Origin of the sequence: Leisingera sp. McT4-56 (genome assembly GCF_020514995.1) — a bacterium.
GTDB lineage: Bacteria > Pseudomonadota > Alphaproteobacteria > Rhodobacterales > Rhodobacteraceae > Leisingera > Leisingera aquaemixtae_A.
Genome location: NZ_JAJALF010000004.1, coordinates 55,317 through 74,911 on the forward strand (window position 1 = coordinate 55,317; position 19,595 = coordinate 74,911).

19 protein-coding genes are annotated in these 19,595 nt (G+C 63.8%); 7 read left to right on the forward strand and 12 right to left on the reverse strand.

All coding sequences use genetic code 11. The features are described from left to right. Positions 1–17: 17 nt before the first annotated feature. The 8 genes from LHL23_RS07265 to LHL23_RS07300 form a co-directional block, all read right to left on the reverse strand. A complete protein-coding gene (locus LHL23_RS07265; RefSeq protein WP_226429346.1) occupies positions 18–1,379 on the reverse strand; it encodes a tetratricopeptide repeat protein in 1,362 nt (453 codons plus the stop codon). A 258-nt stretch (positions 1,380–1,637) separates the two neighbouring features. Continuing rightward, the gene (locus LHL23_RS07270; protein WP_226429347.1) at positions 1,638–2,837 is read right to left on the reverse strand and encodes a CaiB/BaiF CoA transferase family protein; all 1,200 of its coding nucleotides are present in this window, start codon (positions 2,835–2,837) and stop codon (positions 1,638–1,640) included. After that, positions 2,824–4,437, reverse strand: coding sequence for a thiamine pyrophosphate-binding protein (locus tag LHL23_RS07275; protein WP_226429348.1), 1,614 nt, complete (start codon positions 4,435–4,437; stop codon positions 2,824–2,826). Before LHL23_RS07275 ends, LHL23_RS07270 begins: the two co-directional genes overlap by 14 nt. Before the next feature lie 148 nt (positions 4,438–4,585). Next, positions 4,586–5,056, reverse strand: coding sequence for a DUF302 domain-containing protein (locus LHL23_RS07280; RefSeq protein WP_222476186.1), 471 nt, complete (start codon positions 5,054–5,056; stop codon positions 4,586–4,588). Positions 5,057–5,141: 85 nt separating this feature from the next. Further along, positions 5,142–7,175: a PhoX family protein gene (locus LHL23_RS07285; protein WP_226429349.1), complete on the reverse strand. Its 2,034-nt coding sequence runs from the start codon at positions 7,173–7,175 to the stop codon at positions 5,142–5,144. Positions 7,176–7,258: 83 nt separating this feature from the next. After that, positions 7,259–7,597 (reverse strand): ArsR/SmtB family transcription factor, encoded by a 339-nt coding sequence (locus LHL23_RS07290; protein WP_222476182.1) that lies wholly within the window; start codon positions 7,595–7,597, stop codon positions 7,259–7,261. A gap of 328 nt (positions 7,598–7,925) precedes the next feature. Next, positions 7,926–9,587, reverse strand: coding sequence for a peptidase U32 family protein (locus LHL23_RS07295; protein WP_226429350.1), 1,662 nt, complete (start codon positions 9,585–9,587; stop codon positions 7,926–7,928). Positions 9,588–9,675: 88 nt separating this feature from the next. Next, positions 9,676–10,683 (reverse strand): GlxA family transcriptional regulator, encoded by a 1,008-nt coding sequence (locus LHL23_RS07300; RefSeq protein ID WP_222476179.1) that lies wholly within the window; start codon positions 10,681–10,683, stop codon positions 9,676–9,678. A gap of 252 nt (positions 10,684–10,935) precedes the next feature. On the opposite strand from LHL23_RS07300, the gene LHL23_RS07305 reads away from it, so the two are divergent. The 6 genes from LHL23_RS07305 (at position 10,936) to LHL23_RS07330 (ending at position 14,777) form a co-directional block, all read left to right on the forward strand. Then, positions 10,936–11,568, forward strand: coding sequence for an ATP-dependent Clp protease proteolytic subunit (locus LHL23_RS07305; RefSeq protein WP_226429351.1), 633 nt, complete (start codon positions 10,936–10,938; stop codon positions 11,566–11,568). Positions 11,569–11,718: 150 nt separating this feature from the next. Beyond that, positions 11,719–12,987 (forward strand): ATP-dependent Clp protease ATP-binding subunit ClpX, encoded by a 1,269-nt coding sequence (clpX, locus tag LHL23_RS07310; RefSeq protein WP_222476178.1) that lies wholly within the window; start codon positions 11,719–11,721, stop codon positions 12,985–12,987. A gap of 66 nt (positions 12,988–13,053) precedes the next feature. Continuing rightward, a complete protein-coding gene (locus tag LHL23_RS07315; RefSeq protein WP_226429352.1) occupies positions 13,054–13,419 on the forward strand; it encodes a RidA family protein in 366 nt (121 codons plus the stop codon). A gap of 134 nt (positions 13,420–13,553) precedes the next feature. Then, positions 13,554–13,940, forward strand: a complete 387-nt coding sequence (locus LHL23_RS07320) for an NADH:ubiquinone oxidoreductase subunit NDUFA12 (protein WP_039182305.1) — start codon at positions 13,554–13,556, stop codon at positions 13,938–13,940. A gap of 25 nt (positions 13,941–13,965) precedes the next feature. Next, positions 13,966–14,418: an outer membrane lipid asymmetry maintenance protein MlaD gene (gene mlaD, locus LHL23_RS07325; protein ID WP_222476174.1), complete on the forward strand. Its 453-nt coding sequence runs from the start codon at positions 13,966–13,968 to the stop codon at positions 14,416–14,418. After that, entirely contained in the window at positions 14,415–14,777 is a 363-nt protein-coding gene (locus LHL23_RS07330; RefSeq protein WP_226429353.1) for a DUF2155 domain-containing protein, read from the forward strand. Before mlaD ends, LHL23_RS07330 begins: the two co-directional genes overlap by 4 nt. Here the strand turns inward: LHL23_RS07330 and aat are convergent. From aat to LHL23_RS07350, 4 genes are all read right to left on the reverse strand, one after another. After that, on the reverse strand, positions 14,741–15,373 hold the full coding sequence (gene aat, locus LHL23_RS07335; RefSeq protein ID WP_222476173.1) for a leucyl/phenylalanyl-tRNA--protein transferase: 633 nt from the start codon (positions 15,371–15,373) through the stop codon (positions 14,741–14,743). The two genes, LHL23_RS07330 and aat, sit on opposite strands and share 37 nt — an antisense overlap. 74 nt (positions 15,374–15,447) lie before the next feature. Then, complete coding sequence (gene accC, locus LHL23_RS07340; protein WP_226429354.1) at positions 15,448–16,797, reverse strand: acetyl-CoA carboxylase biotin carboxylase subunit; 1,350 nt, start codon at positions 16,795–16,797, stop codon at positions 15,448–15,450. Positions 16,798–16,806: 9 nt separating this feature from the next. Then, a complete protein-coding gene (accB, locus tag LHL23_RS07345; protein WP_222476171.1) occupies positions 16,807–17,307 on the reverse strand; it encodes an acetyl-CoA carboxylase biotin carboxyl carrier protein in 501 nt (166 codons plus the stop codon). A gap of 157 nt (positions 17,308–17,464) precedes the next feature. Further along, positions 17,465–18,001 (reverse strand): PAS and helix-turn-helix domain-containing protein, encoded by a 537-nt coding sequence (locus tag LHL23_RS07350; protein ID WP_226429355.1) that lies wholly within the window; start codon positions 17,999–18,001, stop codon positions 17,465–17,467. A gap of 95 nt (positions 18,002–18,096) precedes the next feature. Between LHL23_RS07350 and LHL23_RS07355 the strand changes: the two genes are divergently transcribed. Next, on the forward strand, positions 18,097–19,593 hold the full coding sequence (locus LHL23_RS07355; RefSeq protein WP_226429356.1) for a class I adenylate-forming enzyme family protein: 1,497 nt from the start codon (positions 18,097–18,099) through the stop codon (positions 19,591–19,593). Positions 19,594–19,595 lie beyond the last annotated feature (2 nt).

Sequence of the window (19,595 nt, forward strand, 5' to 3'; positions counted from 1 at the left end):
TTTGGTCCTTGAGGGTCTTATTCGGCGGGAACGCTTTCGGCGCCGGAAGGGTTCCGCCCTTCGGCGATCAGGGAGCGGCGGGCGAGGGCGTAATTGTCCTCGGTGCCACCGCGCTTGACGCGGCGGTCATCCAAGATTGCTTCGACTTCGTCAAGCCGTCCTGCACGCAGGCCGGCGTCGATGGTTATCCGTTCGAAAACATCGCGTTGCGCGTGACTGCCGCCGGCCAGCACAAGGCTGTTGCGGGCTGTGGATAAATTTGTGAATGCGGCCTTGTAATTACCTTCTCCGAAGGCCTCCAGCCCGTCGGCGGCGGCGCAGCCGGGGGCCGCCATCCGCTCTTTGGCCTCCGAGCCGCCGACCGCCGCATCGGCGTGAATCCGCTGAACCAGCCGGTGCGCCTCCTGCTTGCGGTGGCCGGTCAGGGCCAGGAGGTAGTGCAAATCGGCAAAAATCAGGCTTCCATCCTCGGTCCGGTTGGCACAGAGATTCGCCAGCTCCTCCCAGCGGGAGCCGACATCAATGCCTTCCAGCTCCAGCCGCATCAGCAGCGAGGTTGCATTGGAGATGTCACGGTAGTCGTCGGTCTTGTCCTTGCGGACCTCGGTGTCGTAGAGCGCGAGCGCCTCATCCATCCGGCCCAGGTCCAGATGCATCAGCGCCTTGTGCCACCAGACGTGATAGCGGAAGTTGTTGCAGTGGGCCCATGCTTCCTCGCGGCCTTCCAGCCACTCCAATCCCGCCTTGGCGTTGCCGGTCATGTCATGAACATGCGCCACCGCGTGCAGGCCCCAGGCGTCATCCGGCGCCATCCACAGCGCCTGACGGCCGGTGTTGGCGGCACGTTCGAATTCACCGGTTTCCTCCAGCGCGAAGGAGTGGCAGCCCAACAAGTAGCCGCGGCCCGCGTGGTCCGGCTCGTAAGACGGCAGCACCCGCTCGATCGAGGCTCGCATGCCGGCGGGGTCGCCCATCATGAAGCGGATGCCGTGGCTGAGTTTCATCGCCAGGGTGTCTTGCGGAAATGCGTCCAGGACTTCCTCCATCCGCTGAATCGCGAGGCTCGGGCGTCCTGCAAGCCAGTTCTCCAGCGCGTCGATATATTTACGTTCGCGCGGCAGCGAGCCTTCGTAAAAACTCTTTGCGTCGCGCAGCGCCTCGCGGGCGGTGGGCAGCAGTTCGCTGCGTCCCAGCATCAGCAGCGACAATCCTTTGAGCGCATGGGCCAGGGCGAACTCCGGAGCCGCCCTGAGCACGGCGCCCAGATGATCCGCGGTTGCAGCCGCGTGGGCCAGAACACCCAACTGCACGTCGTTCCAATCCTGCAGCGCGGCGGTGTCAGTCAGGCTACTGTCCTGGCCGAAAATATCATGCGTCATCGGAGTCCAATCTCTGTCAATTTAAGCGCGGGTTCCTGTCCCGATGGAGAGTAGATCATAGCAACCGTCCGGGCGAACCCTGCTCGCGGTTTGGTGATGGGCTGTGTGCACTCGGCCTTGAAATTCGCCGGATGTGTAGGATTTCCCGGGAAAATTCCGCAAGAGGCCGGGCCGACAGACAACAAAAACACCGCCGGTTTGGCGGTGTTTTGCCGGAAATTGTAACACTTGGCGGAATGCCGCCGCGGATTTCGGCGGTCAGGGCTGCCCGAAGGGCGTGCCGGAGGTCAGAATCTCCTCCGTGCCCTCGCCGCATTGGGGCGGCGCATGGCGGTATGTGACCGGCGTGCGGGAAAAATTCAGCGGGTTGCCCAGGAGCCTGACCGGGCCGGCCGCGGTGTCCATGCCGATTGCCATGCCGCGCGCCTCGACTTGATCGGTGGCGAAGAGGGTTTCCAGGTTTTGCACCGGGCCCGCGGGCACCTTGCGGGCCTCCATTGCCGCCAGAACCTCCTGCGTGGTGAAGCGCTGCACGGAGGGGATCAGCACGCTGTTCAGCGCGTCGCGGTTTTGCAGCCGGGCCGGGTTGGTGGCAAAGCGGGAATCCTCGGCCAGGCCTTCGAGCTTCAGGAACTCCATGAATCGGCGGAACTGGCTGTCGTTGCCCACCGCCAGGATCACATGGCCGTCCGAGGTCTCATAGACGCCATAGGGCATGATGCTGGGGTGTTCATTGCCGCGGCGTTTGGGGATTTGGCCGGTGTTCAGATAGGCGACGCCCTCGTTGATCAGCCAGGCGATCTGTGCATCGACCAGCGCCAAGTCGATCTGCTGGCCCTCGCCGGTTTTCTCGCGGTGGTGCAGGGCCGAGAGGATACCGATGCAGGCATACATGCCGCACATCACATCGGCGATGCCGACGCCCGCCTTCATCGGCTGGCCTTCGGGCTCCCCGGTCAATGACATGATGCCGCCGAACCCCTGGGCCATGATGTCATAGCCGGGCTTGTGGCTGTTGGGGCCGGTCTGGCCGTAGCCGGAAATCGAGCAGTAGATCAAGCCGGGCAGATCGTCCTTGAGGCTGGCGTAATCCAATCCGTATTTTGCCAGCCCACCGGGTTTGAAATTCTCGATCAGGATGTCCGCCTCTGCCGCCAGGCGGCGGATCGCCTGCTGGCCTTCCTCCGTGGCAATGTCGATAGCGACTGAGCGCTTGTTGCGGTTGGCGGCCATGAAATAGGCCGAGAGGTCGGATTGCTGCCCGTCGGCATCCACGACATAGGGCGGCCCCCACTGGCGGGTGTCGTCGCCGCCGGTCTTGGGGTTTTCTACCTTGATCACCGTGGCACCGAGATCGCCCAGCAGCTGGGTGCAGGTTGGGCCTGCCAGGATCCGGGACAGGTCGAGAACCTTGACGCCCTTCAGCGCGCCGTGGGGGAGCATGTCAGATGCGGCCATCGTAGCCTCCTCGGTCGATTACTGCCGAGATGACGGTGAATTTTTCTGCTTTTATGGCGTCCTGCAGGGCCGCCCGCAATTCAGCGCGGCTGGTGACTGTGACACCGTTGCCGCCAAAGGCGCGGCCCATCGCGGCAAAATCATGCGCGGCAAAATCCACGCCGCCATTGGCAAGCTGGCGCTGGCGCTGTTTCAGCTCAATCAGGGCGAGGCTGGCGTCGGCGAAGACCACGAAGATCGGCGCCACGCCCAGTTCTGCGGCGGTGGCAAGCTCGCCCGCTACCATCAGGAAGCCCGCATCACCGGAGAAGCTGACCACGGGCCGGTCCGGCTGTGCCAGCTTGCGCCCGATTGCCATCGGCACGGCGCAGCCCATTGTGCAAAGACCGGAGGACTGGATCAGACCGCGCGGCTCGGAACACTCCCACATCTGGCTGAGCAGGATGCGGTGGGCACCGCTGTCGGCGGTGGCGAGGGTTTCCGGGGGCAGCGTGGCGCGGCATTCGGCGATGACGCCGGCCGGACCCCAGCCCTCATCCTGCGGGAAGGCTTCGGCCAGTGCGGATTTGACAGCTGCCGGGTGGCCATTGGTCCAGGTTTCGCGCGGTTCTGAACCTTCGGAAAGCGCCTCCAGCGTCGGGGCGATGGCGGTCAGGAAGTTCAGCCCGGCCTGATGCATGTAATGGGTGTTGGCCTCCGGTGCGATGTCGATGACGTTCTGGGTTTCCACGTCCCAGACATTGCGCCAGCCGGGGCGCATCTCGATCGGGTCATAGCCGATGGAGAGAACCAGATCGGCCTCCCGCACCAGCGGCAGCAGGTGCTTGTCCGCCAGCGGCGACAGGCCCGCGCCGCCCAAGGCAAGCGTGTGGTCTTCGGGCAGGATGCCCTTGGCCTTGTAGCTGGTGACAAAAGGGATCTGGTGTTTTTCGAGAAAGGCGCGCAGGGCCGGGCCTGCGTTTTCCTGCAGCGCATCGAGGCCGATCACCGCCGCCGGGCGTTCGGCAGCCGCCAGCCAGGAACGCGCCTGCGCCAGCGCTTCACCGCTTGGCGCAGCCGGGCTTGCAGGCGCGCGGCGGATGCCCCGGTCCCTGGCCGGCGTGTCCGCGACCGAAATCGGCACGTCGATATGCACCGGGCCGTTTCGGGGCTCGGTTGCGATGGCAACCGCCTTGTCTGCGATCAGGTCCGCAGCGTCTGGATCGAGTCGGAATGTGGCCTTGGTGATCGGGGTGAACACCGCGCGGTGGTCGAGCACCTGATGCGTGTAGCTCTGCTCCTCTGCAGCATCAACGCAGCCGGTCAGAACCAGCATCGGCACCCGGTCCTGATGGGCGTTGGCCACCACGTTGACACCGTTCAGCGCGCCGGGGCCGAGGGTGGCGACCAGGATGACCGGCGCGCCGTCGGCGTGATGCACGCCTTCGCCCATGAAACCGGCGCAGTTTTCATGCTTGGCCAGGTGAAAGGTGATGCCCGCCTTGGTCAGCGCGTCGACCAGCGTCAGCACCTCGCCGCCGGGCATCCCGAAGGCATGGCGGCAGCCCGCCTCATAAAGCCGCCGGGCCAGAACATCGGCTGTGCGCAGGGTCTCTGTCATCTTGTCCGTCCAATCCGTTGAATTGCCGTCAGATTGCCGAGGCTGCGCCTCTGCGCAAGCCCTCTCACGCCAGTGTGAGAAATGCTGCGGCGGGAATCGGCGCAAATGGCGGCGGTTCGGGGGATTGTGACCAGAATGAAGCAGCTGGCTATTTCTGCGCCCGTTCCGCGATCAGCGCAAAGCGGCGGTCGAGCTGGCCTGCCAGGGCAGCCAGCCCCGCGCCGCCTTCATCCGCATAAGGCGCAAAGACATGGGTGGGCAGCTTGTAGGACAGGGTGGCGCTGCCGTCCGCCTCTTCTGTCACATACATGCGCACGGGCGCCTCGATCATCGCCGCGGTGGAGAGCGCCAGGATTTTCACCGCGAAGTCGTTGTTGAAGAGGCCAATTACCCTGTTGCCGGGGATGGTGATGCCGCGCGCGGCGGCGGCCTGGGTCGGGCCAGCCTGGGTGACAACGCCGAGGCCCTCTGCCTTGGCGGCGGCCTTGACGTCCGCGATCAGCTGTTCGAATGGTTTGGAGGTTTCATGTACTGCCCAGCCGTCGCGCGGGGCGATGCTGCCTGCAGAGGCTGTTGCGGCAGTCAGGATCAATGCGGCGGTCAGGTGTCTGAAAAACATGGGGCTCTCCAAGGCGTGCATGCCCACATTTAAGGCATCGCTGCGGGTTTGAGGCTCACAATCGCGTGCGGCAGGCGGCGCCGGGTCAGATGGCGATCTTGCCGCCGCCCTGTCTGGTCACCGCCACAACCGAGGGGCGCGGCGGCATCTGCGGATCGAAATCGGGCCAGCGGGTGGCCGGGTCCTCGAAGGTGGAGTCGCGTTCGAAACCTTTCAGGTTCCTAGTGCCGTCGGTCCCGGGGTGCTGGACCGCCAGGAACAGGGTTTCCCCGCCCGGGGTGAAATAGGGGCCGCAGAGCTCTGCCCCGACCGGGCAGCGGAAAAACAGCTTGGAATGGCCGCGCAAGCTGCCTTCGGTCTCGACCCCGTAAAGCCCGTCGGATTTGCCGGTCTTGTCCCACCTGCGGCCCTGGTCGGTGGCGACCCAAAGCCGCCCGCCTGCATCAATGGCACTGTTGTCCGGGGAGGCGAACCAGCCGTTTTCCGAGGTATCCGGGTTCCACTGGGCGCCCACGGCGGCAATGCCCGGATCGCCGCATTGCACCAGGATGGACCATCTGCCGCGGGTTGCAGCGTGGTCGCCGTTTTCTTCCTTGATCTCGATGATGTGGCCGAAATCCGACTCTGCCCGAGGGTTGGCGGCGTCGGTCTGCCCGGGTTTGCGTTTGGAATTGTTGGTGAGCATTACATAGGCGGTGCCGTCGCCGCGGGGCGAGACATCTTCGGGCCGGTCCATCGGTGTAGCCCCCAGCGCATCCGCGGCCAGGCGCGCGCCGATCAGCACATCCGCCTGGCTGGCAAAGCCGTTCGCAGCCGTCAGTGGCCCGTGCCCGTGCACAAGCGGCAGCCAATGCAACGAGCCGTCCGGGTCAAATCGCGCGGCGTAGAGCGTGCCTTTGCTCAGCAACCGGGAATTGGCGGCGCGGTCCTCTGACACTGCGCCGTCGGAGACGTATTTGTAGACGTATTCAAAGCGTGCGTCGTCCCCCATGTAGATCACCAGGCGGCCGTCCGGGGACAGCGTGGTCTCCGCACCTTCATGCGCGAAGCGGCCGAGGGCGGTGTGCTTCACCGGCCTGGCCTCAGGGTTGCGCGGATCCACTTCAACCACCCAGCCGAAGCGGTTCACTTCATTGGGTTCTTTGGTGATGTCGAAACGGTCGTGGTATTTGCCCCAAGCGTACCACATGGAAGGGACATTGTAGCGCTGCATCTGCCGGGCCTCGGCCTGGCCGGTCACATCGGGCTCGCCATCGGCGTCCAGCTGGTCGGTCCAGAAGTAGCCGTGGAAGTTCTCTTCGGCCATCAGCCAGGTGCCCCAGGGGGTCATGCCGCCAGCACAGTTGTTCAAGGTGCCGATGATTTCGCGCCCCTTTGGATCAGCGCTGGTCTGCATCCGCGGGTGGCCCGCGGCAGGGCCGTCAATCCCCATCACAGTGTTCAGGGGCGAGATGCGGCGGTTCAGCTTGCCGTTCCGGACCACATGCCATTTGCCATCTGCGTTGCGGGCGATTTCCACCACCGAGCCGCCATGGGCGGCCATTTCGATGTCCACCAGCTCCTTCGTCATGCCGGTAAACTCCGCCTTGTCCTGACGGCCTAGGCCGGGGAACATCACCTCTTCATTGGTGTATTCATGATTGACGCACAGGAGGCCCCGGGAGCCCTCAGCGTTCAAGGGCAGGAAGCCAACATAGTCGTTGTTGTAGCCAAACTGCTGCAGCTGGGCCTCTGCGCTCTGGTTCATCACGTCAAGCTCCGGCGCGTCTGCGGTGATGGGATCGCCCCAGCGCAGCAGGATGTCCGCGTCATAGCCGGCGGCGACGTGGTGGGTCTCGTCAACACCCGCCTCCAGTTCATCAAAAACATAGCGGCTGCGCGCGGCAGCGGCGGCAGCACTGGCCTGGCGCGCCGCTGTGAGCGCAGGGGCGCCGAACAGGGCAGCGGCGGCAGAGACGCCGAGCATCCCCTTCAGCATGTCCCGGCGGCCGTAGCGGGCGGCTATCACGCTGCCGATGGCGCGGGAAAGGTCCGGGTTGGCTGGAATGTCGTCTGCGGCCTCGAAGGCTTCCGCCTTGTTTCCTGTCTGCGGTGCGCCGATGATCTGCTTGCGGTTCATTGCCGGGCTCCGGTGTGCGTGCGGTCTGGCGAGGGCAGTCTTGCGATCTTCCGCAGGCGCTAGCGTCCCTGTGCGGCCAGCCTTCAGCCGCTGTCCTTGCAAAACAGTTCGTAGACAACCTCGAGGATACGGCGCGGCTTGTCATCTGCCAAGCGGTAGTAGATTGCCTTGCCTTCGCGGCGGGGCAGAACCAGGCCTTCCAGGCGCAGCCGCGACAGTTGCTGGGAAACGGCGGCCTGGCGGGCCGACAGCAGCGCTTCCAGTTCGGTAACCGATTTCTCGCCGGAGACCAGATGGCACAGGATCATCAGCCGGCCTTCGTGACTGATGGCCTTGAGGAAGCTGGAGGCCTTGGTTGCGTTCTCAACCATCTTGTCCATCTCTTCCGGATCCATATCGGCGGAAATCTGCGGTAGGGCCATCTTCGTCTCCCGGGTGGCGCTGGCGCGCTGCGCTCCTGTTGCTTACCCGGTTCAGGCCGTCACTGCTGCCCCGGGGGTGTGCGTATAGTCAGCATATCTTGCATGAGCGCTTAGCAAATCTGCAAGCTGTGGCCAAAGAAAACTTGTTCCGGGCAGCGATTTAGGTCCGGCGGCCTGCAGCGATTGCGCCCGACCGCTGCGCTCTGCACCGGCGGACAGGCAGATTTCACCGCAACGGCGGGCGGCCAGGCTCCGGGCGGGCTGGTGACGCTGTTAGGGTCAGGCGTTCTGTGCCGCACGCCCGTTACGGCACGGCTGGGCGTGCGTTTTAAGCAGGCTCGCCTGCGGCCCTTTTCAGCTCTGCGGCTTCCGCCCGGTTCAGCATTTCGCCCTGCTTGCGCTTCTGAAGCGCCGCGCGGGCCAGTTCGTATTGCGGGTCCTGCCAGAAGATGAGGCAGCCGTTGCATCCCTTGCCGCAGCATCCCTCGGTGCCGACGCGGTTGGTCTTGAAGCGCTTCTCGTTGCTGTCCTGCGCAATGCTGTCCGCCAGCGCGTCGCGGCGGCGCGTATAGGCTTTGGGATTGTCTTTTCCAGATATTTCAAGCGCCTGCGTCAGCTTGTCAAAGCGGACGCGGTTCCATTGCTCCTCCGTCAGGGCGCGTTCCTTGCGCAAGACGGTAAAGGCAGGGAAGCGGGCCTTGAGGGCGTCGATATCCTCATGATCGAACAGGGTGAACGGCAGGCGGATCACGGTCTGGGTACTGCCGTGCACCACCTCCGTGCAGCCGCCGTCCTTGGCCACCTCGAAGTCATAGACCCGCAGCAGCACCGTTTCGCGGGCGATGGGGGAAACGAACTCCAGCACTTCGCCAGCGGTCAGCTTGGCCTTGACCAGAACGTGGAAGGCGTCATCGGTCACTTCGGTCACAACACCGGCGTATTCCCATTGCGCCAGCGAGGCCGTGTGTTCGTAGTCATGCGCGAGGTTGCTGAGGCGGCCGTCGTGGAAGGCGAGCGTGTAGCCTCGGTTGCCGACGGCCTCCAGCTCGCGCATGTAGGGCTTCGGGTCCCAGTTTTCCGGGTCGGCGTAATAGTCGTCGATCGCCATCCGGTAGGCGCGGGCAACGATGGCGGCGTAATATTCCGATTTGCCGCGGCCCTCGACCTTGAGGCTGTCGACCCCGATCTTCAGGTACTCGTCCAGTTTCGGCATGATGCAGAGATCGCGGGAGTTCAGGATGTAGGAGCCGCGGCCGTCTTCCTCGATCGGCATCAGCTCGCCGGGGCGGCAGCCTTCCTCCAGCAGGAATTCGAACATGCCTGCATTGCTTTCGTTGATGTCCAGCTCCTGCACGGTGCCGTCCTTGAGCCGCATCCGCACGCCGTAGTTCCAGCGGCAGCTGTTGGCGCAGTTGCCCTGGTTGGCGCCGCGTTCTGCCATGAAGTTCGACAGCAGGCAGCGGCCCGAATAGGTCATGCACATGGCGCCGTGGACAAAGGCCTCAAGCTTGATTTCCGGGCATTTCTCCCGGATCTCCACCAATTCCGGGTAGGAGACCTCGCGCGCCAGCACCACCAGATCGGCCCCCTGGTCCTGCCAGAATTTCACCGACAGCCAGGAGCAGATGTTGGCCTGGGTAGAGACATGCAGCGGGATTTCCGGCGCGCGGTCCTTCACATATTGGAACACCCCCGGGTCGGCGATGATCAGCCCGTCCGGCTGCACCTTGCGGACGGTCTCGATGTACTCGTCCAGCTTGGGGATGTCCTTGTTGTGCGAGAACAGGTTCAGCGTGAGATAGGCGCGCCGGCCGTGCCGGTGGCAGAACTCCACCCCCTCGATCACCTCCTCCAGCGAGAACTCGGACTTGGTGCGCAGGCTCATGTCCGGGGTGCCGAGATAGACGGCATCGGCGCCATAGAGGATTGCCATTTTCAGTTTGCGCAGATTGCCCGCGGGCATCAGCAGTTCAGAGCGCTTGGAAGTCATCGGTCCTGCCTGGCGAAAAGGAGTGTTTGAGGTGCTCCTTTACGCAGGTATTCCGTTCCGCGATTTGCGCTGGATCAAACCGGGGCGTTCAGCTCCAGCCCTTGCGGAAGAAATGCGGGGATGCGCCGAACTTGCGCTTGAACTGGCGGGAGAAGTGGGTGGCGGAGTTGAAGCCCGAGGCCAGCGCGATTTCGGTCACGCTCATCGAGGTCTCGTTCATCAGCGCAAAGGCGTGGCTGAGGCGCATGTCGAAATAGACGTGCATCGGGCTCTGGTTCAGATAGCGCGAGAACAGCCGCTCCAACTGGCGGCGGGAGATATCGAGCCGGTCGCACAGCTCGCCGATCGACAGCGGCTCCTCGATCGATTCCTGCATCAGCTGCAGCGCATTCAGAAGGCGCTGGTTGCGGCTACCGATGGCCACAGCGTAGTTCGACTTTTGCGGCGCCGCCTGGCCGCCGGAGCGCACGTGCAGGCACATGTCGGCGACGATGATTGCCAGCTGCTTGCCGTGGCGTTCCTCGATCAGGTGCAGCATCATGTCGGTTGCGGCATTGCCGCCGCCGCAGGTCATCAGCGGACCGGAAATCTCAAAGATATTCGGCGAGGGCTCCAGGTTCGGGTAGCTTTCCAGAAAGCCCGGCTGGTTCTCCCAGTGCAGGGTGAACTTGTGATTCTTGATCAACCCGGCCTGGGCCAGCGCAAAGGCGCCGGTGCAGATGCCGCCGATAGACCGGCCAAAGCGGCTTTCGCGGCGCAGCCAGTTCAGGGTGATTTCGCTGGCAGCGGCGTGCGGTTCCACCCCGGCGCAGACAAACCCCATGGAATCCGAGGGCAGCGGCTGCAGCTGGGTGTCCGGCGTCACCACCATGCCGTTGGAGCAGCGCACCGGCTGGCCGTCCTCTGTCATGATGAACCAACGGTACAGCCGGGTGCCGGTCACCTGGTTGGCAATGCGCAGGGGTTCGATGGCAGCGGCCACCGGCAGCATCGTCGCCTTGGGCAGCAGCAGGAAATAGAAGTCCTGCGGCTCGCCCTCGAACGGAATGGCGAGATTGGCGGCGGCGCCTTTCTGAACGAAACTGTCATCGGACATGGCGGAACCCCAGCGCGGCGCCCGGGTTTATGCACCGGGCGGGTATCGGACTTGATTGTGCTTCCTAAGGCGCTGCCGCCCGATGCAGCCGGAGAATAGCGACAGCGTTCCAGCGGATTGCGACACCGGATACAGGTTTGCGTCATCGCGAAAATGCCCGCCGCCCCTTGCAGGTCAAAAGGGGCGATACTAAGACTCGGGTAACACACTGTCGGGTATGGTGCCGGACATAAACAACGCAGGCAGGTCGCAATGATTGATCCCAGAGAAACATACATGAACACCCTGGTCCCGATGGTGGTTGAGCAGACCAGCCGGGGCGAACGGGCCTATGACATCTTTTCCCGCCTGCTGAAGGAGCGGATCATCTTCCTGAACGGCCCGGTGCACGACGGGATGAGCTCTCTGATCGTGGCGCAGCTGCTGCACCTTGAGGCGGAAAACCCGTCCAAGGAAATCTCCATGTACATCAACAGCCCCGGCGGCGTGGTGACCTCCGGCCTGTCGATCTATGACACCATGCAGTACATCAAGCCCAAGGTCTCGACCCTGGTGATCGGCCAGGCAGCCTCGATGGGCTCGCTGTTGCTGACCGCGGGTGAGCCGGGCATGCGCTTCTCGCTGCCGAACTCCCGCGTGATGGTGCACCAGCCCTCCGGCGGCTTCCAGGGCCAGGCCACCGACATCATGATCCACGCCGAGGAAACCCTGAAGCTGAAGAAGCGCCTGAACGAGATCTACGTCAAGCACACCGGCCAGGACTACGACACCATCGTCGGCGCGCTGGAGCGCGACAATTTCATGTCGCCGGAAGAGGCCAAGGAATTCGGCCTGATCGACGAGATCGTCGAGAACCGCGCCAGGGGCGATGACGAGCAGGCCTGACGCCTGAGCTTGTGAACAGCCGTGTGCCCCGGTGTTTCAGAAGGGGCGCACTTTCACATTGTGGCGGCCTAAGCACTGGCTTAAGCTGGCCAAAAGATGGATTGCCCCGCAGCGCGGGCGCAGCGGACCGGGCGGACTGAAAGGTAGACCATGGCGACGAATTCAGGCGGCGACAGCAAGAACACTCTCTATTGCAGCTTCTGCGGCAAGAGCCAGCATGAAGTGCGCAAGCTGATCGCAGGCCCCACCGTTTTCATTTGCGATGAATGCGTTGAACTGTGCATGGATATTATCCGTGAAGAGACTAAGGCGTCCGGGCTGAAGGCCACTGACGGCGTGCCGACGCCCAAGGACATCTGCCAGGTTCTGGATGACTACGTGATCGGCCAGGCAACCGCCAAGCGGGTGCTGTCGGTTGCGGTGCACAATCACTACAAGCGCCTGAACCACGCCCAGAAGGCTGGCTCGGACATCGAACTGGCGAAATCCAACATCCTGCTGATCGGCCCCACCGGCTGCGGCAAGACGCTGCTGGCGCAGACGCTGGCTCGGATCCTGGATGTGCCCTTCACCATGGCGGATGCAACCACGCTCACTGAGGCCGGTTATGTGGGCGAGGATGTCGAGAACATCATCCTGAAGCTCCTGCAGGCGTCGGAGTACAACGTCGAGCGCGCGCAGCGCGGCATCGTCTATATCGACGAGGTCGACAAGATCACCCGCAAGTCGGAAAACCCCTCGATCACCCGCGACGTGTCGGGCGAGGGCGTGCAGCAGGCGTTGCTGAAACTGATGGAAGGCACCGTGGCCTCGGTTCCGCCGCAGGGCGGGCGCAAGCATCCGCAGCAGGAATTCCTGCAGGTGGACACCACCAACATCCTGTTCATCTGCGGCGGCGCCTTTGCCGGCCTCGACAAGATCATCGCGCAGCGCGGCAAGGGCTCGGCGATGGGCTTTGGCGCCGATGTGCGTGACAATGACGAGCGCGGCGTCGGCGAGATCTTCAAGGATCTGGAGCCGGAAGACCTGCTGAAGTTCGGCCTGATCCCCGAATTCGTCGGTCGTCTGCCGGTCCTGGCAACGCTGGAGGATCTGGACGAGGACGCGCTGGTCACCATCCTGACCATGCCCAAGAACGCCCTGGTCAAGCAGTACCAGCGCCTGTTCGAACTGGAAGACACCGAGCTGGACTTCACCGAGGAAGCGCTGAGCGCGATTGCCAAGAAGGCGATCGAACGCAAGACCGGCGCCCGCGGCCTGCGCTCGATCATGGAGGACATCCTATTGGATACCATGTTCGACCTGCCGGGCATGGACAGCGTCACCAAGGTGGTCGTGAACGAAGAGGCGGTGACCTCCGATGCGCAGCCGCTGATGATCCATGCGGATGCCGAGAAAGAGCCGGCGTCGGCGGGCTGATAGGCGAAAGTTTCTAATAGAGCGGCGCGGTAATTTCCGCGCCGCTTTCATGTTGAGGAGAGAAACATGATCAAACGGATTTCTTCGGGCGGCGAGTTCGAGGCCAAGATCGGCTATTGCCGCGCCGTGGTTGCAGGCGGTTTCGTGCATGTGGCGGGCACCGTCGGCCAGGGCGATGACGTTGTTGCCCAGTGCCGATCGGCGCTGGACACCATCGCGGCGGCGCTGGAAAAGGCGGGCGCCAGCTTTGCCGATGCGGTGCGGGTGAACTATTACCTGCCGGACGCGGCGGAGTTCGAGCCCTGCTGGCCCGTTCTGGCGGAAACCTTTGGCGCCAACCCGCCGGCAGCGACCATGGTGGAGTGCAATCTGATCGATCCCAAGTTCCGGATCGAGATCGAACTGACCGCGCTGGCGCCCGCGGAGGGCTGATCCGGCTGGCGGCGCTTCAGCCGCTGAGGCAAAACTGCCAAATCCCGCCAAGTTACAGGCTGCCCAAGGCGCAAGCCACTGGACCTTGGCGGGAAATTGGGCCATATCGAAGTCGGAAAAATCCGGAGGCACCCATGGGAATCCTGAACACTCTTCTGCGCGCTGTGACCTGGTGGAACGGCTCCACCCTGAACACCCGGATCTTCACCGCCCGCAAGGGCATCAAGGTGGGTGAGGATGACCAGGGCAACGTGTTCTACCGCAATGCGGACGACAGCAAGCGCTGGGTGATGTTCAACGGCGAAGTGGAAGCGTCCCGCATCAGCCCCGACTGGCACGGCTGGCTGCACCGCACCTTCGACGAGGTGCCGAGCGAGAAGCCGCTGAAGCACAAGGCCTGGGAAAAGCCGCATCAGGAAAACCTGACCGGCACTATGATGGCCTATGCGCCGGCAGGGTCGATCCGCGCGGGCGGCGAGCCGAAAGAGCGCCGCGACTACGAGGCCTGGGTGCCCGAGTAAACACCTCTGCCAAAAGGCTGATTTCATGTCTCACAATCCCACTGAAGTTCTTGCCGGCGGCGTCGTGCTGGCGGCAGCCATCGGTTTTGCCGTCTACGCAGGGCAGGCGGCCGGCCTGTCCCGCAGCGGCGCGACTTATGACCTGAACGCGTCTTTCCGGTCGCTGGAAGGCGTCAGTGTCGGCACCGACGTGCGGCTGGCAGGGGTCAAGATCGGCACCGTAACCGGCGTTGACCTGAACCCGGAAACATTCCGTGCCGACACCGTGTTTTCGGTGAAGGACGGAATTGAAATCCCTGATGACAGCGCCGTTGTGATTTCCTCTGAAGGTCTCTTGGGCGGCAATTTTGTCGAGATCATGCCGGGCGGTTCTGCGTTTGCTTTTGAAGCAGGGGATGAGATCGAGGATACCCAGGGCGCGGTCAGCCTGATTTCGCTGCTGGTCAAATTCGTGGCAGGCGGCGGGGAAGAGTCGTGAGACGCCTTGCTGCTGCGCTGACAGCCGCCCTTCTGGCCATGCCTGCCTGGGGGCAGGAGCAGGCCGCGCAAGGATCCGCGGCGGTCCTGCGGGCGCTGGACAAGGTCAACGGCCATTTCATGGATGCCGAGGTTGCTGTTGGCGCCAGCGCCGAAATGTTCGGCCTGCTGGTCAGCGTTTCGGAGTGCCGCTATCCGGCCGAGAACCCGACAGGCGATGCGTTCGCCTATCTTTTGGTGCGCGATCCAAGGGACGGGGCCCAGCATTTCAGCGGCTGGATGATTGCTTCCAGCCCGGCGCTGAACGCGCTGGACCACAACCGTTATGACGTCTGGGTCATCCGCTGCAAAAGCAGCTGAGGCTGCGGCACCGCTGGCACTGAGAAATCCGCATCTTTGTCCAGGGCTTCGCGCAGCAGCGCGCGGTAACGCGCGCGCGTGACCTCGATCCCGCCGAGCGACGCCAGATGCGGGGTCAGGAACTGGGTGTCGCATAAAGTGAAGCCCGCCTGCACCAGCCGGTCGGTCAGATAGGCCAGTGCCACCTTGGAGGCGTCGCGTCGGCGGGAGAACATGCTCTCGCCGAAGAACGCGCCGCCCAGCGAGACGCCATAGGTGCCGCCGGCCAGCTCGCCCTGGTGCCAGACCTCCAGCGAGTGGGCGTTGCCCATCAGGTGCAAATCCAGGTAGCGGTCGCGGATTTCGCTGTTGATCCAGGTCTCTGCCCGGTCGGCGCAGCCGTCCACCACGCCTGCAAAGTCGCGGTTCACGGTGATCTCGAAGCCGCCGTTGCGGATGCGCTTGGCCAGGGAGCGGGAGATGCGGAAGCCATCAAGCGGCAGAATTCCGCGCCGCTTGGGGTCGACCCAGAACACTTCGGGATCGTCGCGGTGTTCGGCCATCGGGAAAACACCGGCGGAATAGGCGTGCAGCAAGAGATCGGCAGTCAGGCTCATGGTGCCGCCAGTATAAAGGGTAAAGGCAGGGAAAAGTAAAACGGGGCGCAACCGGATGGTGCGCCCCGAATGTTTCAGCCCGGTGTGTTTTCTTCCAGCCAGCGTTCCAGCCAGTGGATGCCGTAGTTGCCGGTGTGGATGTCTTCTTCCTGCAGCAGCGCGTGGAACAGCGGCACGGTGGTGTCGATGCCATCAATGATCAGCTCGCCCAGGGCACGGTTCAGGCGCGCCAGCGCCTCGGTCCGGTCGCGGCCGTGCACGATCAGCTTGCCGATCAGCGAGTCATAGTAGGGCGGGATCGAGTAGCCGTCATATAGCGCCGAATCCATCCGCACACCCAGGCCGCCGGGGGCGTGGTACTGGGTGATCTTGCCCGGGCAGGGCGAGAAATTCGGAAGCTTCTCGGCGTTGATCCGCACCTCGATGGCGTGGCCGTTGATCTCCAGGTCGTCCTGGGTGAAGGACATCGGCAGGCCTTCAGCCACCCGGATCTGCTCGCGTACCAGGTCAACGCCGAAGATGGCCTCGGTCACCGGGTGCTCCACCTGCAGGCGGGTGTTCATCTCGATGAAGTAGAACTCGCCGTCCTCATAGAGGAATTCGACGGTGCCGGCGCCGGAATAACCCATCTTGCCGACCGCGTCGGCGCAGATCTTGCCGATGCGGGCGCGCTCTTCCGGGCTGATGCAGGGGCCGGGGGCTTCTTCGAACACCTTCTGATGGCGGCGCTGCAGCGAGCAGTCGCGTTCCGCCAGGTGCACGCCGGTGCCCTTGCCGTCGCCAAAGACCTGGATTTCGATGTGACGCGGTTTCTGGAGGTATTTCTCCATATAAACTTCGTCATTGCCGAATGCGGCCTTGGCCTCGGAGCGGGCGGTGGAGAAGGCCGAAACCAGCTCTTTCTCGTCCTTGGCGACCTTCATGCCGCGGCCGCCGCCGCCGGCGGTGGCCTTGATGATCACCGGGTAGCCCATGTCCTTGGCGGCCTTCTTGGCTGCCGCGATGTCGGGCACGCCGCCTTCGGAACCCGGCACAACCGGAATGCCGAGGTTCTTGGCGGTTTCCTTGGCGGTGATCTTGTCACCCATGATGCGGATATGCGCCGCCGAGGGGCCGATGAAGGTCAGGCCGTGGTCTTCGATGATCTGCACGAAATTGGCGTTTTCCGACAGAAAGCCATAGCCCGGGTGGATCGCCTGGGCGCCGGTAATCTCGCAGGCCGAGATGATGGCCGGAATAGACAGGTAGCTTTGGGCACCGGAAGGCGGGCCGATGCAGACCGATTCATCGGCCATGCGGACGTGCATCGCGTCGGCATCCGCGGTGGAGTGCACCGCGACGGACTTGATGCCCATCTCGCGGCAGGCACGGATCACGCGCAGGGCAATCTCGCCGCGGTTGGCAATCAGGATCTTGTCAAACATCGCAGATCCTTACTCGATGATGGCCAGGGGGGTTCCGAATTCCACGGCGGCGCCGTCTTCGACCAGAATGCGCTTCACGGTGCCGGACTTGGGCGCCGGAATGTGGTTCATGGTCTTCATCGCCTCAACGATCAGCAGGGTGTCGCCTTCGCTGACCTGTGCGCCGACAGAGATAAAGGAGGGCGCGCCGGGCTCCGGCTGCAGGTAGACGGTGCCGACCATCGGCGAGGTCACGGCGCCGGGGTGGCTGGCCGGATCGTCGTTTGCGGCTGCGGGGGCAGCAGCGGCAGGCGCGGCTGCAGCAGCAACCGGCGCGGGGGCAGCAGCGGCAGGAACCTGTACCTGCATCGGTGCGGCCGCCATCGCGGTCTGGCGCGACACGCGCACGTTCAGGCTGTCATCATCGCCGTAGTCGCGCTTGACCTGCAGCTCGGTCAGGTCGTTTTCGCGCAGCAGCTCCGCCAGCGCCTTGATGAATGCCACGTCAGCTTCGTGAGTTTTGTTTGTCATATTGTCCTCAGCCAATTCCGACAGGCCCGCCGGTTAGGGCAGGCAGGAAATTAGGGCGCTTATAGGGCAAGGATTACCGCAAGGAAAGCACTCCTGAACTGCGCGGTAACATGAAGTCTATGGCGCGGATTCGCAATTGCCGGCGTGAAATTCCTGGTCAGAGCGGCATTCCGGTCAGTTTTGCCACCAGTTCCGGAAGCTTGCGGGCGCCGAATTTCTGCAACAGATGCGCCCGGTGGCTTTCCACCGTGCGGTAGGACAGGTCGAGCTGCTTGCCGATTTCCTTGGCAGACAGCCCCTTGCAGGTGAGGATCGCCACCTCGCGCTCGCGCGGGGTAAGGGAGACCACGGGGCGGTCGTCGGAGATATCGGCAAAGGACCATATCCCTGTCTGAAACGGCGCCTCTGGCGTCACCGAGCGCCCGCGCACCCGGCACCAGAACAACCCGCCGGCCCGGCGGCGCATGATGCGTTCGTCGCTGTAGCTGCCGCCCTGCGCCTCTGGCTGCTGCAGCAGGGCGCCAATGCGGTGGAAATCCTCCTGGCTGGGATAAAGCTCTGCAATCAGCATGCCGGTATAGTCGCCGGGCGCGCCGCCAAAGGTCGCGGCGAATTGCAGGTTGCACCGGGTGATGACGCGGCGTTCCAGTACAGCAAGGCCCACAGGGGCATGGTCAAAGGCAAGATCGCTCATATGGTATTCTTACGCAGGTATTTTTGCGGAATTGAAGGGGCTTGAGCCTGCGTGCCAGTTTCCGGCCGCAACAGCAAGCCGGGGAGGGGCAGCAGATGAACATTGCAGTATGGCTGGCACGGATGGCCGCGGCAGAGGGGGCGCGGCCGGCGCTGTACCTGGGGCAGGAACTGGCGGCGGATTATGCCGGGTTTCATGCGCGCGCGGCCTCGGTGGCGGGCTGGCTGCAGGCGCAGGGCATCATGCCCGGCGACCGTGTCGGCATCTTCATGAAGAACTGCCCGGACTACCTGATCGCGCTTTACGGCATCTGGTATGCCGGCGCGGCGGCTGTGCCAATCAATGCCAAGCTGCACGGCAAGGAGGCCGAGTTCATCCTGCAGAATTCCGGTGCCGGGCTGGTCTTCACCTCACCGGGGCTGACGGAGGCGGTTGCGGAAACTGAGGCCGAGGTTCGCTGTGTGGACATCACTGGCCCAGAGTATGCGGATGCCTTGCAGGCTGATCCGGTGGCGGAGCCCGCGTCGCGACTGCCGGATGATCTGGCCTGGCTGTTCTACACTTCCGGCACCACCGGGCGGCCCAAGGGGGTGATGATCACCCACCGGATGCTGATGAACATGGCCATCGCCTATTTCGCGGATGTCGATCAGGTGAGCGCGGAGGACCACGCGCTTTATGCCGCGCCGATGAGCCACGGCGCAGGGATCTATGCGATCCAGCATGTTCTGGCCGGCGCGCGGCACGTCTGCCCGGTTTCCGGCGGCTTTGACGAGGCGGAGATTTTCGATCTGGCTGCGCATTTTGGCCGCGTGCACATGTTTGCCGCGCCCACAATGGTCACGCGGATGACGGCTGAAGCGAAACGCCTGGGCCGAAAGGGCGAGGGCCTGCGCACGGTCGTCTATGCCGGCGGCCCGATGTATGTCGCCGACATCATGGAGGCGGTGGAGCATTTCGACCCGGTCTTTGTGCAGGTCTACGGGCAGGGCGAATGCCCGATGGCGATCACCGCGCTGCCGCGCCACGACGTGCAGGACCGCGCGCATCCGCGCTGGAAGGAGCGGCTGGCCAGCGTCGGCCGGGCGCAGAGCGTGGTTGAGGTGCGGATCGGCACGCCGGAGGGTGATTTCCTGCCGGCGGGGCACCACGGCGAGATCATGGTGCGCGGCGATACGGTGATGCCCGGGTACTGGGAGAACCCGGAAGCGACAGGGAAAACCCTGATCAACGGCTGGCTGATGACCGGCGACATGGGCGTGCTGGACGAGGACGGCTACCTGACCCTGCAGGACCGCTCCAAGGACATGATCATCACCGGCGGCTCCAACGTCTATCCGCGAGAAGTGGAGGAGGTGCTGCTGATGCACCCGCAGGTGCGCGAGGTCTCCGTGGTGGGCCGTGCCCATGCGGACTGGGGCGAGGAAGTGGTGGCCTTTGTCGTGGGCGATGCGCCGGATGCAGAGCTGGATGAGCTGTGTAACAGCCAGATTGCGCGGTTCAAACGTCCCAAGGCCTATATCCGCATCGAAGCGCTGCCCAAGAACAACTATGGCAAGGTGCTGAAGACAGAGCTGCGGAAGATGGTCTGAAC

Excerpts from the sequence above, each read along its gene's own strand:
- LHL23_RS07265 (WP_226429346.1), bottom strand. The coding sequence starts at position 1,379 with ATGACGCATGATATTTTCGGCCAGGACAGTAGCCTGACTGACACCGCC.
- LHL23_RS07270 (WP_226429347.1), bottom strand. The coding sequence starts at position 2,837 with ATGGCCGCATCTGACATGCTCCCCCACGGCGCGCTGAAGGGCGTCAAG.
- LHL23_RS07275 (WP_226429348.1), bottom strand. The coding sequence starts at position 4,437 with ATGACAGAGACCCTGCGCACAGCCGATGTTCTGGCCCGGCGGCTTTAT.
- LHL23_RS07280 (WP_222476186.1), bottom strand. The coding sequence starts at position 5,056 with ATGTTTTTCAGACACCTGACCGCCGCATTGATCCTGACTGCCGCAACA.
- LHL23_RS07285 (WP_226429349.1), bottom strand. The coding sequence starts at position 7,175 with ATGAACCGCAAGCAGATCATCGGCGCACCGCAGACAGGAAACAAGGCG.
- LHL23_RS07290 (WP_222476182.1), bottom strand. The coding sequence starts at position 7,597 with ATGGCCCTACCGCAGATTTCCGCCGATATGGATCCGGAAGAGATGGAC.
- LHL23_RS07295 (WP_226429350.1), bottom strand. The coding sequence starts at position 9,587 with ATGACTTCCAAGCGCTCTGAACTGCTGATGCCCGCGGGCAATCTGCGC.
- LHL23_RS07300 (WP_222476179.1), bottom strand. The coding sequence starts at position 10,683 with ATGTCCGATGACAGTTTCGTTCAGAAAGGCGCCGCCGCCAATCTCGCC.
- LHL23_RS07305 (WP_226429351.1), top strand. The coding sequence starts at position 10,936 with ATGATTGATCCCAGAGAAACATACATGAACACCCTGGTCCCGATGGTG.
- clpX (WP_222476178.1), top strand. The coding sequence starts at position 11,719 with ATGGCGACGAATTCAGGCGGCGACAGCAAGAACACTCTCTATTGCAGC.
- LHL23_RS07315 (WP_226429352.1), top strand. The coding sequence starts at position 13,054 with ATGATCAAACGGATTTCTTCGGGCGGCGAGTTCGAGGCCAAGATCGGC.
- LHL23_RS07320 (WP_039182305.1), top strand. The coding sequence starts at position 13,554 with ATGGGAATCCTGAACACTCTTCTGCGCGCTGTGACCTGGTGGAACGGC.
- mlaD (WP_222476174.1), top strand. The coding sequence starts at position 13,966 with ATGTCTCACAATCCCACTGAAGTTCTTGCCGGCGGCGTCGTGCTGGCG.
- aat (WP_222476173.1), bottom strand. The coding sequence starts at position 15,373 with ATGAGCCTGACTGCCGATCTCTTGCTGCACGCCTATTCCGCCGGTGTT.
- accC (WP_226429354.1), bottom strand. The coding sequence starts at position 16,797 with ATGTTTGACAAGATCCTGATTGCCAACCGCGGCGAGATTGCCCTGCGC.
- accB (WP_222476171.1), bottom strand. The coding sequence starts at position 17,307 with ATGACAAACAAAACTCACGAAGCTGACGTGGCATTCATCAAGGCGCTG.
- LHL23_RS07350 (WP_226429355.1), bottom strand. The coding sequence starts at position 18,001 with ATGAGCGATCTTGCCTTTGACCATGCCCCTGTGGGCCTTGCTGTACTG.
- LHL23_RS07355 (WP_226429356.1), top strand. The coding sequence starts at position 18,097 with ATGAACATTGCAGTATGGCTGGCACGGATGGCCGCGGCAGAGGGGGCG.